The organism is Candidatus Thorarchaeota archaeon (assembly GCA_013388835.1).
Classification (GTDB): Archaea; Asgardarchaeota; Thorarchaeia; order Thorarchaeales; family Thorarchaeaceae; genus JACAEL01.
The window spans coordinates 76,409-91,098 of the sequence record JACAEL010000014.1 but is presented as its reverse complement, the minus strand read 5'-3'; the positions used below and the strand labels follow the sequence as shown (position 1 = coordinate 91,098).

General features: G+C 52.9%; 14 protein-coding genes. 8 read left to right on the top strand and 6 right to left on the bottom strand.

Annotated elements, in window-relative coordinates:
- Positions 1-112 precede the first annotated feature (112 nt).
- On the top strand, positions 113-583 hold the full coding sequence (locus tag HXY34_02630) for a hypothetical protein (protein ID NWF95014.1): 471 nt from the start codon (positions 113-115) through the stop codon (positions 581-583).
- 125 nt (positions 584-708) lie between these two features.
- Here HXY34_02630 and HXY34_02625 read toward each other — a convergent pair whose 3' ends face one another.
- The 3 genes from HXY34_02625 to HXY34_02615 form a co-directional block, all read right to left on the bottom strand.
- Positions 709-1,506, bottom strand: a complete 798-nt coding sequence (locus HXY34_02625; protein NWF95013.1) for a tryptophan-rich sensory protein — start codon at positions 1,504-1,506, stop codon at positions 709-711.
- A 70-nt stretch (positions 1,507-1,576) separates the two neighbouring features.
- Positions 1,577-2,323: a zinc ribbon domain-containing protein gene (locus tag HXY34_02620; GenBank protein NWF95012.1), complete on the bottom strand. Its 747-nt coding sequence runs from the start codon at positions 2,321-2,323 to the stop codon at positions 1,577-1,579.
- Positions 2,324-2,508: 185 nt separating this feature from the next.
- A complete protein-coding gene (locus tag HXY34_02615) occupies positions 2,509-3,462 on the bottom strand; it encodes a hypothetical protein (protein NWF95011.1) in 954 nt (317 codons plus the stop codon).
- A gap of 160 nt (positions 3,463-3,622) precedes the next feature.
- On the opposite strand from HXY34_02615, the gene HXY34_02610 reads away from it, so the two are divergent.
- A complete protein-coding gene (locus HXY34_02610; GenBank protein ID NWF95010.1) occupies positions 3,623-4,444 on the top strand; it encodes a sugar phosphate isomerase/epimerase in 822 nt (273 codons plus the stop codon).
- Here the strand turns inward: HXY34_02610 and HXY34_02605 are convergent.
- Positions 4,441-6,228 (bottom strand): hypothetical protein, encoded by a 1,788-nt coding sequence (locus HXY34_02605; GenBank protein ID NWF95009.1) that lies wholly within the window; start codon positions 6,226-6,228, stop codon positions 4,441-4,443. The genes HXY34_02610 and HXY34_02605 overlap by 4 nt on opposite strands.
- Positions 6,229-6,399: 171 nt before the next feature.
- Positions 6,400-6,897 (bottom strand): MarR family transcriptional regulator, encoded by a 498-nt coding sequence (locus HXY34_02600; protein ID NWF95008.1) that lies wholly within the window; start codon positions 6,895-6,897, stop codon positions 6,400-6,402.
- Positions 6,898-7,246: 349 nt separating this feature from the next.
- On the opposite strand from HXY34_02600, the gene HXY34_02595 reads away from it, so the two are divergent.
- The 3 genes from HXY34_02595 to HXY34_02585 are packed head-to-tail and all read left to right on the top strand — an operon-like array spanning position 7,247 to position 9,520.
- Entirely contained in the window at positions 7,247-8,290 is a 1,044-nt protein-coding gene (locus HXY34_02595; GenBank protein NWF95007.1) for a hypothetical protein, read from the top strand.
- A gap of 35 nt (positions 8,291-8,325) precedes the next feature.
- Entirely contained in the window at positions 8,326-9,060 is a 735-nt protein-coding gene (locus tag HXY34_02590; GenBank protein ID NWF95006.1) for a hypothetical protein, read from the top strand.
- Positions 9,061-9,073: 13 nt separating this feature from the next.
- A complete protein-coding gene (locus HXY34_02585; protein ID NWF95005.1) occupies positions 9,074-9,520 on the top strand; it encodes a hypothetical protein in 447 nt (148 codons plus the stop codon).
- Between the two features lie 121 nt (positions 9,521-9,641).
- Here HXY34_02585 and HXY34_02580 read toward each other — a convergent pair whose 3' ends face one another.
- Positions 9,642-10,325, bottom strand: coding sequence for an endonuclease III (locus tag HXY34_02580; protein NWF95004.1), 684 nt, complete (start codon positions 10,323-10,325; stop codon positions 9,642-9,644).
- A 111-nt stretch (positions 10,326-10,436) separates the two neighbouring features.
- On the opposite strand from HXY34_02580, the gene HXY34_02575 reads away from it, so the two are divergent.
- The 3 genes from HXY34_02575 (at position 10,437) to HXY34_02565 (ending at position 14,685) form a co-directional block, all read left to right on the top strand.
- Positions 10,437-10,853, top strand: a complete 417-nt coding sequence (locus HXY34_02575; protein ID NWF95003.1) for an FprA family A-type flavoprotein — start codon at positions 10,437-10,439, stop codon at positions 10,851-10,853.
- A 66-nt stretch (positions 10,854-10,919) separates the two neighbouring features.
- Complete coding sequence (locus HXY34_02570) at positions 10,920-12,842, top strand: ATP-binding cassette domain-containing protein (GenBank protein ID NWF95002.1); 1,923 nt, start codon at positions 10,920-10,922, stop codon at positions 12,840-12,842.
- Positions 12,835-14,685: an ABC transporter ATP-binding protein gene (locus HXY34_02565; protein NWF95001.1), complete on the top strand. Its 1,851-nt coding sequence runs from the start codon at positions 12,835-12,837 to the stop codon at positions 14,683-14,685. The genes HXY34_02570 and HXY34_02565 overlap by 8 nt, the downstream gene beginning before the upstream one ends.
- Positions 14,686-14,690: the final 5 nt, after the last annotated feature.

The window sequence follows — 14,690 nt, the reverse complement described above, 5'->3', positions numbered from 1 at the left end:
GCGCAGTGCATCGTCCAGTCTGCAATGGTGTCTAGACACATCGAGTGTTCTGGAGCCATATCTGAAAGGTAATCAAGGCTCGTGGTGCCAGTTGATGTCGAGAGAGTGAACATTGAGTCTTGGTGAAGCCTTGAGGACTTGGGCGTGGATCCCTCCATACTGGGCGACAATCTACTTTGCGCTGCGCGTTTCTGGAAGAGTCTTGGAGATTACAGTCGTGCCATCATGTTGTGGTCTTGTCCACTTCGTGGGCATCCCGCTCCTAGTGGTGCCTCTAACATATGGAAAGCTGGTAGGCGGCGGTTGTAGTCTTCGCTTCGGAGTATGCGCGGTGGTCAAGGGAATGCTGGTCGGAATTGTCTTCCTGACGTTATCGGTGATGATGGACATAGTAGTCGCGATATACTTGTCTTCGATCAACTGCAACTCATTACTCGACTTAGCTACTTCCGCGCTGGTCCACCAAGTCTGGCTTCTGAGCGCAATAGTCGGCGGAATGGCCGCAAGAGTAGCCGAGGTCAGAGGTGGAGGACAATCAAGAACATGGTCCCTGACTGTAGTCCGCCCCGACGAGTCGGACTGACTGACTGGCATCAGACCACCTGACACGACTTGACTGACGTGTCGGCCATACATCGTGTGTTGGCCTCGAAGAACAAGAAAAGACAGTGAAATGGAAGGAGGGATGCCTCCCTCCGTCCATTCATTCTATGCTTCAGTGTTGCGCAGCAGATAGAAGCCTACAAAGTGCTTTCTAAGAGCGGGCAGTACTGGGACCACTATCAAGGCCACCGCAATAGACACAGCAGTCCCAAGTGCAGTGAACAGGATGATGAAATGGGCAGCCTGCTTTACTGCAATGCCTACCGAGGCCCAGATTACCACTAGACCAAAGGCGAACTCATGTCGCCTGTGCGTTATCAATAGTGTCAGCAGTAAAGCAACAAGAATCACAGACACAGTTGCCAGCTCCTGAGTCTCAGTGGGTATACCAACCACAAGTGCATTTAGCGTTGACGCGATATTGGCAATCGTCGCCAGCGAGATCCAGCCGAGGTACACGCCTACTGGCAAATGGACAGCGAGCCGCTCGCTCAGTGGTACTGCCTTCTTGCCTATGCCGAGCCGGAGGTAGGTCAGCAGCAGCGTCACAAGCAGGAGTGCTATGGGCACTGTTGTCAATGGAAACAAGGGACTTGGTGCCGGATATGAGTAGTGGAACATCACAAGCCACACGTTGTTGAACACCGCTCCAATAAGGAAGAGTACTCCAATCTGGCGTATGTAATCAGCGCCCTGCTGGCTACTCCTGACTTGGTAGACCATGAAAATGAAGAGTAGAGTGTAGATTACGCCCCAGATGGCGAACACGTAGCCCGGAGGAGTAAACAGGCTGGGGTAGGCGTCAGCCACCGTACCTGTGTATACTCCATTGAAGGGCAGTATGTTTGCCAGTGCGTTACCAATGATTGTGGAGAGCACTGCAATCACATTAAGGAACTGCAATGTCTTTGGACTCAGATTTGTCATGAGCCGCATGGTGTTAACAATAGATAATAAGACTTTCCTTCTGTGGTCAGGATATCTTAATGGGCGCGCCGCAGTATGGGCAGAAGCGGTCCTCAGACCTAAGGGCGAAGCCGCAGTAGATGCAGCCCGTCCTGCTGTCGGATGATGCACGCTCAGCAATGGGGGACTTGCCCGGGACGCTTTCACCAGTGACCGGATCGAACCAGACATCGGCAGCACCGCGCCGCTTCTCGTGTACTATGTGCTGTCGGGCGCGGTCTGGTGTGATTCCAATCGAGTCTGCAATCTCATCGACACGTGCCCCGCGGACTGTCTTCAGTCTCTCTACGACCTCGCCGCGACCTCTTATTGAAACTACGAGGCCTTGAAGGAAGACCAAGACCAGTACAAACAGGGATATGAGGAATGGCCAAGAAAAACCACTGACAAGGAAGAGCCAACTCATAATCCCGATTGGAATAAGTATCCCGCACGAAACGCCTTCTTCCTTCTGCCGCTTCTGGTCATAGATGGGCTTGTATGCGTCATTACCGACAGGACCAGCATGGCCCCTGCCGGCGATGCTCGACATCTTCCGCTCTGCGCTGAGGCTAAAGATCAGTACCGAGGTAAGGACGAATACAGGTATGAGAAGCCACGGAACGCCCGTTCCGAGCATCACACTCATTAGTACCCCAATGGGGATGAGGAGGGACCAAGGCACATATTTGTCATCATCGTCGTCATAGTCGTCATCATCAGCATCTTCGTCATCTTCATGACTATCACGCCAACGGTCATCTTCAAAGGACACGGTACTACATCTCCCTTGGACCGAACTAACTCGTAGTCCGCTTATGGCCTCTGTGCAAGTCCCGGACCTACTGGTGGCGATTCGATAGCAGATACTGCAGCACACCCAGAAGAACAATGGGGACTGATTCAACAGCATACCAGTCATTCTTCTCTGACAGGCGGCTCTCTCTCCGACCAGCCGCTCTAACGACCATAGCGTCGGTTTGAGACCACACAGGCGACGACCAACACGCCAATCACGGCAAGGCTGAAGGTCAGGACCATGTTGTCGGACTGCTGGAATCCCGAGCTGGTAGTCGTTCCCGAAGTGGTAGTTCCGGATGTGGTACTAGTCGGTGGAGGTGGAGCATTCCAACCCGCGAGCATGGCGACCATCCACCAGAAGGCCTTCCCCTTCTGTTCGCAGCTGGTGTAGGTTGTGTGACCCGCCTCGTCACCATGGAAGTCAGGATGCTCTACAGGGACTGTGATGGTCGCGGTACCATTGAAGTAGGAGTAGGTGCTGTGCACACCATTGTGCCAGCAGTCAAGGTCCGCAAAGTCGAAGAGCACCTTGTCATTATTGCGGCAGTACTGTCGGATTATCTCATTGTTCACATGACGGTTATACCCCTCGCTACTGTCTGCCTGCGCGTTACAGGTCATATAGACGAAGGTCACATCTGGGTTGGCCGCTTCAAGTCCGGCAATTGCGTCCAGATAGTCCTGTACCTGCCCTTGGTCGTAGTAGTTGAGCTGAGTGCACCATGACCACATAGAGACCGTCAGAGTTGGATTGTTGTCAAGTGTGTCTTGAGTCAGCTGAAGGCCTTCTGCACTCTCCCAGTAGAGGTCAGGTGTGATATAGTCCTCAACGCCATTCCCATCATAGATGCAGAGTGCACCGGATTCGGTCGGCAATGAACAGTATCCGATGTTGACGCTATAGGCAGAGTTCGCGTCCTCAATCATCTCAAGGCCTATGACAATCTGGCTGCCGTGAGAAGTGTGCGCATAATGGAATCGGACGTCAGCCTGCGCGGCGTCAATCCATGTTGACGGTATCGATGAGAGGCTGATGCAGTTGTGGTCTATGATGAGACCACCCTCCCACTGAGAGAGGCTATGGCGAGGATTGGCGTTTACAGCCGGCGTCATGCTTGATTCGACTGACAAGAACAAGGCAAGACAGGCGATCATAGCGAGTAATCTAGCGTGTGGCACGGCATCTTCACCTGACCAAGCGGCTTGAACAACTCCCTCATGTATCTTTCTGTGGATTAATAACGGTGTAACTGTCAAACAGCCTGTCGGGAATATGTTTCTGTCATGTTCAACACTTGGTGGGCTCAGGAGCACAGCAAGTGCAGAGCTGTTTCTCACGGACCAGATTCGCACGCTGACAAGAGTTCATGATGCCGGGTATTCCGTTGTGGAACTCTACCACGGAGACCATCCGCGATGGGTCTCAGACACCATGAAGGTTGCAGTTGAGGACTACCATCTGAGGCCCTATTCGATTCATCTGCCAAAGTTCCTATTCACCTACGAAGAGGAACGCTTTAACAGGACCATGGAGGCGGTCTTCCGGTTTGTCGCGGACGTGGGAATAGAGGTGGCGGTGCTTCATCCACCGAACGAGGAGCAGATTGCTGGAGATGAATGGCGAGGGATGATGGAGGGACTACTCCGAGGGAGTGAAGAGGCCGGTTGCAGACTGACCTTTGAGATTGTCCCATACCTTCACAGTCCACAGGACTTCATCTCCGACCAGATTCGATACTATGAAGGACGGGACCTTGGAGTTACTGTGGACATAGAGTTCATGCATATCCTCGGCCTGGACATACTGAGGCTCTGGGATATGTTTGGAGAGAGCATTCACAACATCCACTTCAGAGATAGTGATGGCAGTCTCTTGGATAGTGATGGCAAGAGGAAATACCTTCTTCCGGGCACCGGAAGAGTTGACTTGAGAGCAGTCGTGCGAGACCTCCGCAGCGTAGGATACTCGGGTGCCATCACTGTGGAGGTGTCCCATCGTAACAGAGAGAACATAGTGTTGGCCAAAGAGTATGCGGAATGGTGCATCTCGGATGAGGCAGAAGAAAAGGAAGAGGACCCAGCAAGGTCCTCTTAGAACTCACGTCGAGTGCTGTTCGTACGAATGCACACTGCCACGAATGCAATCGCACCGACTACGCCAATGACGATAGAGGCAGTGAGTATACCGGTGATGAGACTGCTCATGGAACCAGGCGCCTTCGCAGGATAGACTGAGAAGACGGGGTCATGAGTCACCGAGTAGCCATCCCAGTGGGCATAGCAGGAGCTGTAGTAGAAGTAGCCATACTGCCAGATGTCTTCAGAAGCCCCGGACACATCTGATGCGGATGGCACACCATCAGTTCCCATTCCGTATACACCGTATTCGGGGAGGGTGATTGTACCAACATCGTATACCGCAGAGTCCTTTCCCCAGAGGTACTCACCCCCGAAATCGATCCTGACGAGGCTATCGTCATCCTCGTTGAACAATAGACTGCCCTGCGGCAGACTGACGAAGTCGTCCGTTCTGCCAATGGGCACTAATACATCACCCGATGGGGTGGTATAGGTCGAATCGCCGGGAGCAGTCACACCATCCTCCGGGTAGGTGGTGTACGTTGGCTCTGGAGTGAATGGTGAGATCTCATGGCTTGAGAAAGAACTCCAGTAGTTGAGTGTCATGCCAAGTCCAAGAACTGCGGGGTGGACCTCACCTGTTGTGGGGTCAGTGAACTCGCCAATGTGCTGGTCAATCTTGAGCACCGCTGCAACGTCAGTGACCTCGAACCGGTAGACCATCTCCATCCTCTCCAGGTTGACCGGGATGACTACTGGGTCGGGAATCGCTTCCAAGACTCCAAAGGAGGCATCCGTTCCGTCGTAGTAGTATATAACAGGATACCCATCGGTGAAGTAACCCTCGATGTCCACGACCTCGGCGCTCCATTCTATCTGGCCATTCTCGTTGACGAAGGGCTCCCTCACTTCGCCAAGCTGAGCAGTGTCAGAGTAGAAGTCATAGACCTTCTCAGAGAGAGTTCGATTGACTTCATAGTAGGTCCAGTCAATGATGCCATCCTGATTCCAGTCATACTCCACTAGGTCGTAGTAGGTGTCCATGATGCCGTTTCCGTTGGTGTCGTTGAAACAGCTCAGTCCGGAGAAGTAGTGGTTCATCCAGTGTACGGTGTTGTTCTGGACTGCCATCTCATTGACGTCATAGCCATATGAGTAGTAGGTCCATTCGCCAGTATAATTGTAGTCATTCACGTAGTACTGGGCCCACCAGTACTCCTCGCTCAAAAGAGGAATCACGGTGTCCGGGTCTACAGGATTGCCAACCTCGTCACACCATGTGTAGTTGCTCCTGAAGTCCGCATAGCTGTAGTAGTAGCTGTAGTAGAAGCCCGAGTATACAAAGACCTCGTCCCCCGTGAGAGCATCCGCGTTGGGCATCCAGTAGATCATCCAGATGTCCCAGCCTTCTGGTTGACCACTCAGCCAGTTCACATAGGAGGCATCTGGGTCGACCAGAATGATCACGAGGAGGTTCTTGAAGGACCACTCACTCTCATAGTAGCTGTAGAAGTGCTCGTGGATATAGTAGGTGTTGTTGTATATGTCCTGAACCAGTATGGAGTACTCACCGGTTGTGTTAGATGGCATATAGTAGTCATAGTCTTCGCTTGTCTCGTTCCACCACTCCCAGTAGAGGTAGACGCCAGGGTATATCTCTTCAAGCGGCTCTGCCACCTGGAGCGGGGTGTGGACCGTCGTCTGCGCAGTGACGGCAGACGGGATTAAGCCCAGCATCACAAGACTTGCCGCCAAGGCGACTCCAACGATGTGATTTGTTAATCGCGGTCTCGTCTTCAACCACCTCATAGATTGCTGTTGATGACAGTCATAGCAATAGACCAGAGGATAGATAGAGATTCTCCATGAACAGTTCAGATACACACCGCAATTCAGGTTCATTTCTCCTTGTCCGTCACTCCGAGTGATAAGGGAGCCCAGAATCGTTCGAAGAGTACTACTGAGGCCCATCTACTTGGTGACAGAGTGAACCAGTATCACTAGCTTGGTGCGTCCATGAGTCTCACGATCAACCAGTGACTTGCGCTCCAACGAGCTAATTGCCACACTCAGCGTTGACTTGCTGAGTCCTGTGGCCATGCGTAGCTCGTCTTGTGTCATCCGTCCTCCGCACTCTTCCAAGCTGTTGATCACACGACGCTCTGTGTTGCTCAACGTCACGACTATCACAGGGTTCTCAGCGACGGGCTTCTTGTCAGTACCCCCAGCACGTAAGGAGTCCTCCAAGTCCGAGACCCGCCGTTGGAGCCGGAATATCACAAGCACGGACACATTCACAACAAGCATCAGTGATATGACGAGCGCGATTGTAGTGGCGAGGAATACCGTTTCACGAGGCACAGGAAGTGCAATCAACCATACCAAGAGAGAGGCTGCGAATACAGCGACCGCTATGACAACAAGCACTACATCTATAGAACTAATCCATCGGTTCACGCGGTCAGTCATTTGCCAAGTCATCCCTCAATTGGCCTTGATACAGTTGCCAGATGTGCACTGACCGTTTCGAGAGAAACCATTCCATTGTCAGGTCCAAGAAACAGGTTGGAGCAGCCGATATCTGCAGTGGTAATGGTCTTGCCTAGACATCGGTTTCTGGTGGCTCTTGGCATGTCGACGAGTATGCGCGGTTTCATCGTGGGCATTCCTGTTTCTATGAACTTCATCCCTCTGCAGGGCAGCCTTTTATCTTGTGGTGTGATGAGGAACACGATGCACCAACACAATGATTCATTGGTGCGCTGAGTTCATGACTAATCACATAACACAAATCAGAACGGTCAGTGTGGTAATCTGAGTGCTCAAAGAAGTCTTCCTGATAGAAGAGGGATTATTACTGTACCACTACTCGAAGATGGATTCTGAAGCCGAGGGCGATAGCGATCAGGTCATTCTCTCTTCAGGGCTGCTTTCAGCTATCAGGGACTTCAGCCAACACGCGCGGTCCAAGGTTCTTGAGTCATTCACCACCGAGGCGGAGGTCTTCCTCTTCGCAGGCATAGACAACACTCAGAGAGTACTGGTCGGTGTCTTTGACAGCAGAGCACCACGCCAAGTTGCTCAGGAGACAATGATGAGAGTGCGGGACCTCATGAGGAGAGTAGAGATGCCTGAGATAGATGGAGTCCAACTCCCACAAGAAGAGAAACACAAGATAAGCCGGGCAATCGATGCGATAGTGGTTCAGCTTTTCGGTGAACAGGAAATCGAGGCATATATGCAACACCTTCTTGAGGACAGAAACGACATACCGCTGGCATTTGTCGTGGACCTGGCTCAGAGGAAAGCCGTGGCGGCATTCGCTCGTCCGAAGCCGCTCTACAGGGAAGAACAGGTCAGGGAGATTCTTCTGCTGCATGACACGCTTGTGACGACACTGTCACGGGTGTTATCCGCGCAAGAATACAGGCAGTTCCTGCTTACTGCCTCGGGATACGCGATAGCGGTATGCTGGAGCGGCAACTTGCTGAGTGTGGCTAGTGGAACCATTCAGACGCCGGAGAGTACTGTGATGCAGATTGCAGGCTCAATGTGTCACATGGATCCAGCCTCAGCACAAGAGCAGCACATATGGACTGGGCAGTTCGCCAACAGGTCGCTCCTGAGTCAAGATGGTGTGTTGCTTCACGAGTCCGGAGCACGCATGCCTCCTGTTGCTGGTGTGTTCCTCTCAACTCTCGTCAATAACCTTGACTCGTTGGTCCGACTCATCACACGCAGAAGATTCCAGAGATTCGAACTCATCTTCGGTAAAGATGCGCGCGGGAGACTGGTCATGGAGAGAACTGGGGACAGCGGAGTGACTGTTGAAGTTGGCGGCATCGGTGGGCAAACAACTTAACGGACAACACCAATTACCACAACGAGGCTAGAGATTTGAAAAGGGTCAAGAGAATCAGACCCGAAGACACCGCGGCACTTGACGCAGTGTTTCTGTATGCAGGAATTCTGGATGCGTATGAGGCAGTAGGAGTTGAACTCATAGGACCAAACGTCCTTGATGACCATGTACTCCCACGCATGGTTCACTACGTCAGAGAGTTCCTGCCAGAGGCATTCAGTGAACGCACTGACTTAGACGGATTGGCAGCAGAGCTAAAGGCATTCTTGACGAAGTTCAGGCAGGTTGTGGCGGAGGCTAGGGCGGCAGGGTCTGCAAAGGGACTCACGCTTGAGGACATCTGGAAGCTCCGAGCAGCGATATTTGGTTTCGAGAGCGTCTTCATTAAGATTCTCGGCGAGGCTGCAATAAAGAACTATGTGCTGATCCGGATAGCGGACATTCTTTCAGCCTATCTGCCATCTAGTCTGCTGGACCCGCGTACTGACATCATTACCAAACTAGATACGTATGCGAGATACATAAGAGAACAGGGGTTTGTCAAGTTCGCCCGAGTCAGTCTAGAAGATGGTGCAATTGCAGTGGCAGCCAACAAGTGTGCTTTTGCACGAATTCATGACTCCGAGGCTTATCGCAATCTGGACGTCCGGTTCTGCCCGTGGGCAATGATAGCCTCGGCAATAGTGGCAGCACATGAGGGAAAAGAAGCCGTTCTTGAGTCCAGCCTCTTCACAACCAGCGGGAGTGTCAGCAAGATTCGCACGAAATAGGAGGAGTCACACCATGCAGCAACTACAAAACTGGTTACAGATAGCAGCGCCAGTCCTTGTACTCGAGTGCGTGATGATGATTGTCGTTGCCATCGGATGGTGGTATGGAGCCAGAAGACTGGACTTCAGACTTCATCACAGAGCAGTCTACTCCATAATACTGATTCATCTTCTCGGCGTGTCGCTATGGATGATACCACAGGCTCTGAGCGCACTGCCTCTCGTGATGGCCAATCCCCAGACCTACTGGTATGTCATAGTCCACGACACTCTGGGCATACTGACAATTGGCATGGCGCTGATACTTGTCGTTGCCTTCTTGATAAGACCCGACCTGCCCCTGCGTCTGTTGAGGAGAGCACGTCCGATAATGATCATAGTGCTCACGACATGGACTGTCACATTCCTGTTCGGAGCGGCCATGTTCGTGCTGAAGTTGACTCGACTTATGGGAACGTGAGCAGCGTGACCACTAAAGATGCCATGACAGAATACGAACCCGCATCGTAGCAATCGGCTCCACTCACTCGTAGACCTTAAGAAATACCGGGAAACGACAAGATAGGCTGAATATGGCCAGTTCATGAGTTCATCAGGGGACTCAGGGCGTAGTAATCGCACAGGTCTCTCAGAAAGCACCTGTCACAGCGAGGCCGTCGCGCCTTGCATATCTCCCGGCCAAGACGAATCAAGTTGCGATTGGCTGAGGGAATGCATATGGCAGGCAGGAGACGCTCTAGCACCGTTTGAGCACTCTCTCTACTGGCCTTGGAGGGCACTAGTCCCAAGCGTCGCGTCACTCTCCAGACATGCGTATCAACGGGCAATGTGGGTCTGCCAAAAGAGAACAGCAGGACAATCGATGCGGTCTTGGGACCGACACCAGGAAGTGACATCAGCCAGTGCTTCGCTTCATCTGTTGGCATGTCTGCAAGCAAGGACAGACTGATCTGCCCCGTACGGGTCTGAATCTCCGCCAGCGTGGCCTGTATACGTTGTGCTTTCAGTCTGAAGAAACCGGAGGGCCTTATGACCCGTCCGAGTTCGTCAGCCGGGGCGTGCAGGACGGACTCCCAGTCATCATACTTGGCCTTCAGTGCCGCAAAGGCCCGTTCCGCGTTGACATCAGCAGTGTTCTGGCTAAGAATGGTCAACACAAGTTCATCAACAGGAGGCAGCTTGCGCTCTGACACAGCCGAGCCGTAGATGCTGATCAGCAATCTGCATACCTGCTGAGCCTTCTGCAGAACGTACTGGTCGGACAAGTCGGTTCATCTCGGCTGTTGCAAAGTCATATTCGAGTGTGTTGTTATGGGAATCAGCAAACCACTTCAGAAGCCTTTTCTCCTAATTCTTTCTGGTGGAGTTGACTTACCATGAAGGTACTTGTGGTATACGAGAGCACCCTGGGCCGCACCAAGGCGATGGCCCATGCCATCTGTGAAGGTGTTGTGGCGTCCGGCGTCGAATGCAGTGCAATTGAGGCAAGGGACTACACGGGTCTAGAGGGATTCTGTGCTCTTGCCATTGGAAGCTCAACAAGAATGAAGCGGCCACTACCAAGAGTCCGACAGATCCTCTCGGAGATCTCGGGTATGAATGGTATGCCTTCTGCAAGTTTCGGGTCATACGGATGGAGTGGCGAGGCACCCGAGGAGATTGCCAAGATTCTTGTGGAACGGGGAGCAGTAATGATTGCGGCGCCCCTCCGATGCAAGGACTATCCTAACGAAGAAGCGCTCGCCAGCTGCAGGGAGCTCGGTCGAAGACTCGCACAAGCATGTGACAGGTAGACCACCACAGGCATACTCACACATCGCAACTCTTTTGATGGGGCAGCCTCCAGACTCGTTGGGCAAATGAAGATGGGGTACATCACTCGGCTCACACGGTATCCTCTCCGACACAGGAGGCTGTTCTTCGGATACCTCGCTCTAGCAGGAATAGGGACCGCCTTCAGTGTCCTGACACCACTTGTGATTCGCGAGATAATAGACGTAGTGATCCCCTCAGCTAGGTACCAAGACCTCCTGCCCTATGCGCTGGTCTACATTCTGCTAGCTGGTCTGTACGCTCTGTTCGACATCATGGGGAGATATGGAGCCGCGATATCTGCACAGAAGGCAGTCTATGACCTTCGGAGTGAGCTCTACAGGTCACTCATGGAGAAGGACCTTGCATTCTACGACCAGAATGAAACGGGTCAGCTCTTGGCTCGTGTGACCACCGATGTGACGACAATGCGCGAGTTCCTGTTCTGGGGTTATCGTGTTCTCTTCATTGGAGTGGCCACACTGATTGGTACGTACCTTGTGATGTGGTCAATCACCCCAACCCTCACGCTCTACATGCTAGTCATGATTCCAGCAGTCGGCGGTTTTGTCGTCACATTCGCCAGGAGGGTGAGACCAGTGTTCCACGAGTCGAGGGAGGAATACGGCAAGCTGAGCTCAATCCTTGCAGAGAACATTGTGGGCATGAAGATTGTGAAGTCGTTTGCTGCAACCGACAGAGAGAGAGCTAGGGTCGAGGTTGCAAACCGTACCTTTCGTGATGTCTCTGTCCGTGCCTTCAGGCTGCTGGCGCTATACGAGCCACTCCTGCCAACCATGTTCGGTCTGGCCACGGGATTCCTACTGTACGCAGGTGGCTACTGGTTCTCAACGGGAGACCTGTCGTATGGCAGCTTCGTCGCATTTGTGACATTGGTAGCGACCCTCCTTCTGCCCGCAAGGTTCCTCAGTTGGGGGATGGGTATGTATCAACGAGCTTCTGCGGCCGCAGAGAGGACGTTCTACATCCTGGACCAAGAGGATGAGCTACGAGACCCCGACCATCCAGTCCCATTCTCAGGTGTCAGGGGGGACGTGGAATTCAGGAATGTGTCCTTCTCACACAAGGGGGCAGACAGGTTGGTCCTGAGGGACATATCGCTCAAGGTCCGAGCAGGACAGGTCGTGGCGCTCATCGGTGGCACTGGGTCAGGAAAGACGAGCCTCGTGAACTTGATACCCCGATTCTATGATGTGGACTCACGACCCACCGTAGAATACAAGGGGCGGATATATCGGGTAGATGAAGAGGCTCGTGTATGCATTGAAGGGAAGTACTATCCGGCACGCGATGGGACCGTGGAGATCGAGGGGACAATCTGTGAAGTACTGATGCCAGGACAAGTCCTAGTTGATGGAGTGGACGTGCGGAACTATCGCCTTGATGACCTCAGGAGGAGTGTGGGGATGGTTCATCAGTCGCCATTCTTGTTCTCAACGAGCATCAAAGAGAACATCGCCTTCGCTAGGCCTGATGCATCAATGAAGGAGATTCAAGACGCAGCCAGAGCAGCAATGATACATGACTTCATTGAAGGACTCCCGGAAGGATACGACACAGTCGTCGGAGAGAGAGGCCTGACCCTCAGCGGAGGTCAGAAGCAGAGAGTGGCCATTGCACGTGCCCTGATTGCGAACACGCCAATCCTAGTACTCGATGACTCGACAAGCTCGGTTGATGCTAAGACCGAGTTGGTGATTCAGAAGGCTCTTGAAAACCTGATGAGGGGAAGGACCACATTCGTCATCAGCCACAGACTCAGTACCATACGCAACGCTGACCTCATCATCATGATGGAGAGGGGGAGGATCATAGAACAGGGGTCTCATGACGAACTGATGTCGCGCAGGGGGCTCTACTTCTCCATCCACGAGACCCTTACACAGATGGAGGCGGCAACCGCCACGGAGAGACAACAGAGCAGCACCGCAGAGGTGAGAGGTGGATAGAGTGTCAGGCGCGCTCAATCTCCAGGACGACCCAGATGCACGGGCATACTTGTACACAGACAGCCAACTGATGGTACGAATGACCAAGTATCTTCTTCGATATCGAGGGCAGTTCGCCGTGGTGGCTGTTCTGGTCGCAGTAAGCATAGCCCTGAACGTCATGATTCCATTCGTACTACGGAGGGCCATAGATGTGGACTTTGGCAGCGGAGACCTCAGTGGACTCCTACTCACTGCAACGCTCTATGTAGTCCTGCAACTGTTCGCATGGCTTTGCACTTATGGGACCGAGTACCTGTCGTCTCAGATTGGCCAGAGTGCTGTATACGATGTGCGACAGCAGCTCTACTCTCACCTTCAGAAACTATCACAGGACTTCTACGACAAGTCTGCTTCAGGACGAGTGGTGTCAAGACTCACGAATGACATTGACAGAATGAGCGAACTGCTGGCTGGGGGTCTTATCGGTACCTTCGCACAGGTGTTTGTCGTCTTTGCAATAGGCGCCGTGGTGTTCACCGTTGACACGCAACTGGCATTCGTCTCCGTTTCCATAGTGCCGGTTCTACTATTGGTGACACTCTATTTCAGGAGGGTACTGAAGGAGGCGTTCCGAAGTACTAGGAAGACAATCTCAAGCGTCACCTCGGACCTGGCAGAGAGCATTGCAGGAGCTAAGGTCACGAAGAGCTTTGCGCGCGAGAGGGTCAATGTTGAGCACTTCGATTCTCTGATTCGGGCGGACTATGATGCAAACGTGGACGCTGGACGCTCACAGGCGACATTCTTCCCGTCCATAAGATTCATCAGCGCAGTGGGTGTATTCCTGATACTCTGGTTTGGAGGTCTTCGGTTGATGGAGGGCACCATGACTCTGGGGACAGTTGTCCTCTTCATCTCATTCAATGAGCAGTTCTTCAGACCGATTCTCACTATCGCCAACTTCTACGCCATGGTCCAGAGCGCGTTTGCAGGCGCTGAGAGAGTCTTCGGAATCATAGACACTGAGCCGAGTGTGAAGGATGCACCAGATGCGCAAGCACTTCGCGAAGTCAGAGGTCACATCAGGTTCAGTCAGGTCAACTTCAGCTATGTGGAAGGAATACCAGTACTGCGTGACTTCAACCTAGAGATTCAGCCGGGTGAGACCGTGGCGATAGTAGGAGAGACCGGTGCAGGCAAGTCGACTGTTGTGAACCTGCTGACGCGCCTGTACGAAGTCAACTCGGGGTCGATAGAGATTGACGGAGTGGACATCAGAAAGGTAAGTCAGGACTCGTTACACGCGGCTATCGGTCTTGTCCTGCAAGACTCATTTCTCTTCATGGGGACGGTGCGCGACAACATCAAGTATGGCAGGCCTGATGCCTCTGATGCAGAGGTGCTGGCCGCCATAGATGCCATTGGTGCACGACGAGTCTTCGATGGATTGCAGAATGGGATTGAAACAGAAGTCGGCGAGCGCGGAGGCAACCTCTCAGAGGGCGAGCGGCAGCTGGTCAGCTTCGCTCGCACGGTGATTGCAAATCCACGCATTCTGGTGCTTGATGAGGCGACCAGCTCGGTGGACATCTACACAGAGTACGCAATTCAGAGAGGACTGAGAGAACTGCTGAAGGACAGGACCTCGGTCGTGATTGCACACCGCCTGTCAACAATTGTGCAGGCCGACCGAATCATCGTGATGGACCAAGGACGGATTGTTGAAAGTGGAACCCACTCGGAGCTGATGAAACGGAGAGGCAAGTACTACGCACTATATGAACTACAGATCCAGTCACACTCTACAGAGGCAATGTCAGCGGGAAAGGAGGCGCAGGAAGCGCCCTCATCACGCACGTAGGAGAA

Coding starts and splice junctions, on each gene's coding strand:
- HXY34_02600 (NWF95008.1), bottom strand. CDS start 6,897: ATGACTGACCGCGTGAACCGATGGATTAGTTCTATAGATGTAGTGCTT.
- HXY34_02610 (NWF95010.1), top strand. CDS start 3,623: ATGTTTCTGTCATGTTCAACACTTGGTGGGCTCAGGAGCACAGCAAGT.
- HXY34_02615 (NWF95011.1), bottom strand. CDS start 3,462: ATGACGCCGGCTGTAAACGCCAATCCTCGCCATAGCCTCTCTCAGTGG.
- HXY34_02570 (NWF95002.1), top strand. CDS start 10,920: ATGAAGATGGGGTACATCACTCGGCTCACACGGTATCCTCTCCGACAC.
- HXY34_02575 (NWF95003.1), top strand. CDS start 10,437: ATGAAGGTACTTGTGGTATACGAGAGCACCCTGGGCCGCACCAAGGCG.
- HXY34_02585 (NWF95005.1), top strand. CDS start 9,074: ATGCAGCAACTACAAAACTGGTTACAGATAGCAGCGCCAGTCCTTGTA.